At 66.4% G+C, this 2,128-nt stretch carries 2 protein-coding genes; one reads left to right on the top strand and one right to left on the bottom strand.

Annotated elements, in window-relative coordinates; all coding sequences use genetic code 11:
* Positions 1–70: 70 nt before the first annotated feature.
* Entirely contained in the window at positions 71–1,498 is a 1,428-nt protein-coding gene (gene serS, locus AC1DSO_RS24695) for a serine--tRNA ligase (RefSeq protein ID WP_477071320.1), read from the bottom strand.
* Between the two features lie 372 nt (positions 1,499–1,870).
* On the opposite strand from serS, the gene AC1DSO_RS24690 reads away from it, so the two are divergent.
* A partial coding sequence (locus tag AC1DSO_RS24690; protein WP_477071319.1) for a hypothetical protein occupies positions 1,871–2,128 on the top strand: 258 nt, incomplete at its 3' end.

The following is a 2,128-nucleotide window of genomic DNA, read 5'->3' as shown; positions in this document are numbered from 1 at the left end:
AGCGCCCCCTCCACCGCTTCGCGGTCCCCCTCCCCCGTTTCACGGGGGAGGATGAGAGCGGACAGATCGATCACGCGGCGCCCCCGATGTGGGTCAGCCCGCCCATATAGGGCTGCAGCGCCGCCGGGATGTGGATGCGGCCGGCTTCGTCCTGATAGTTCTCCAGCACGGCCACCAGGGTGCGGCCGACGGCCAGGCCCGAGCCGTTCAGGGTGTGGACGAAGTGGCCGCCCTTCTCGCCGGTCTTGCGGAAGCGGGCGTCCATGCGGCGGGCCTGGAAGTCGCCGCAGTTCGAGCACGAGCTGATCTCGCGGTACATGTTTTGCGACGGCAGCCAGACTTCCAGGTCGTAGGTCTTCTTGGCGCCAAAGCCCATGTCGCCCGTGCACAGCAGCATGGTGCGGAACGGCAGCTCCAGCTTCTTCAGCACGGCTTCCGCGCACTCGACCATGCGCTGGTGCTCGGCGTCGGACTGGTCCGGCGTGGTGATCGAGACCAGCTCGACCTTGTAGAACTGGTGCTGGCGGATCATGCCGCGCGTGTCGCGACCTGCCGATCCGGCCTCGGCGCGGAACGACGGCGTCAGCGCCGTCAGCCGCATCGGCAGCTCTTCCTCGGCGATCAGCTGCTCGCGGACGATGTTAGTCAGCGAGACTTCGGCAGTGGGGATCAGCCAGCGGCGCTCCCGATCTTCATCGTCCAACTGCACGTCGAACGCCTTCTCCAAGCTCTTGTAGGATTCCTCGCGAGTAGCTGGCTCCTGAGTGGCGATGTCGCGCAGCCCTTCGCGAATGACGCGCGATGTAGAGAGACCGTTTCCGACTGCAAACAGGTCTTCTTTGAACTTCGGCAGCTGCCCCGTGCCGAACAGCGCCTCATCCTTGACCAGCAGTGGCGGCGAGATCTCGGTGTAGCCGTGCTCGACCGTCTGCAGGTCCAGCATGAACTGGCCGATGGCGCGCTCGAGACGGGCGATTTCCTTCTTGAGGACCACGAAGCGCGCGCCGCTCATGCGGGCGGCGGCCTCGAAGTCCATGCCGCCCAGGGCCGCGCCCAGGTCGACGTGGTCCTTGGGCGCGTTCAGGCGGCCGGCCGGCAGCTTGCTGGCGTCGCCCCAGCGGCGCTGCTCGACATTGCCGCTCTCGTCCTCGCCCGCCGGGACCTCGGGGGCCGGGATGTTGGGCAGGCTGGCCAGCAGGTCCTTCAGCTTACCGCCGACCAGAGCTTCCTCTTCGGCGGCGGTGGCCATGACGCCTTTCAGCGCCTCGACCTCGGCCATCAGGCGCGCGGCCTCGGCCTCGTCCTTCTTGGCCTTGGCCTGGCCGATCAGCTTGGAGCTCTCGTTGCGCCTGGCCTGGGCTTCCTGCAGGGCCGTCTGGGCCGCGCGCAGCTGGGCGTCCAGCTTGACGGCCTCGGCGGCCGCGCCCGACCGACCCTTGGCCGACCACGCGCGGTCGAAAGCATCGGGATTGTCGCGGATGGCCTTGATGTCGTGCATCGAACGTAAGCTCGGGAGAAGTCGAGGAGAAACGCCCTCTCTAAGGCGCGTCGGCGGGGGCGCCAAGCTTTCCGGGTCGACCGGCCCTCTCTCAACGGCTTCGTGATCCGGCCGCGGCCGCGGCCGCCCTGCCCTTCATTGCGCGAAAACCCGAAAATTCGAAACATGCGACCGGATGACGCACGTTCAAAAGACGATCATTTCGCCGTTTTACGGCCAAGCTGCACGAATTCTCCGCCTGTTAACGAAAATTATCCGCGCTTCCACACCCCGGATTAATCCAGAGGGCCCAAAAGCCGCGTCCAATTCAGTGCGCTTACAAATCAAGGCCCTCCCCGGCCAGCATCCGATCATTCGAAGGACTTTAGACCCATGAAGACGTTCGCCGCTTTCGCCGCCCTCGCCATCGCCGCCGCCACCGCCGTCGCCCCGGCCAGCGCCAAGTCCATCAGCAACGAAGTTCGCGTTTCGATCGCGGGCAAGAACTCGGTGCAGATCGAAAACGAGATCAAGGCCGCCGCCAACGCCGTCTGCGCCGCCGGCGCGAAGATCGCCGCCCAGGACTGCGTCGACGGCGCCCTGATGAGCGCGCACCGCCAGCTGGCCTCGATACCGCCAGCTGGCCTCGAT

The organism is Caulobacter sp. P4_E5, assembly GCF_056401555.1.
This window is presented reverse-complemented; position numbering and strand designations above follow the sequence as displayed.

Excerpts from the sequence above, each read along its gene's own strand:
- serS (WP_477071320.1), bottom strand. The coding sequence starts at position 1,498 with ATGCACGACATCAAGGCCATCCGCGACAATCCCGATGCTTTCGACCGC.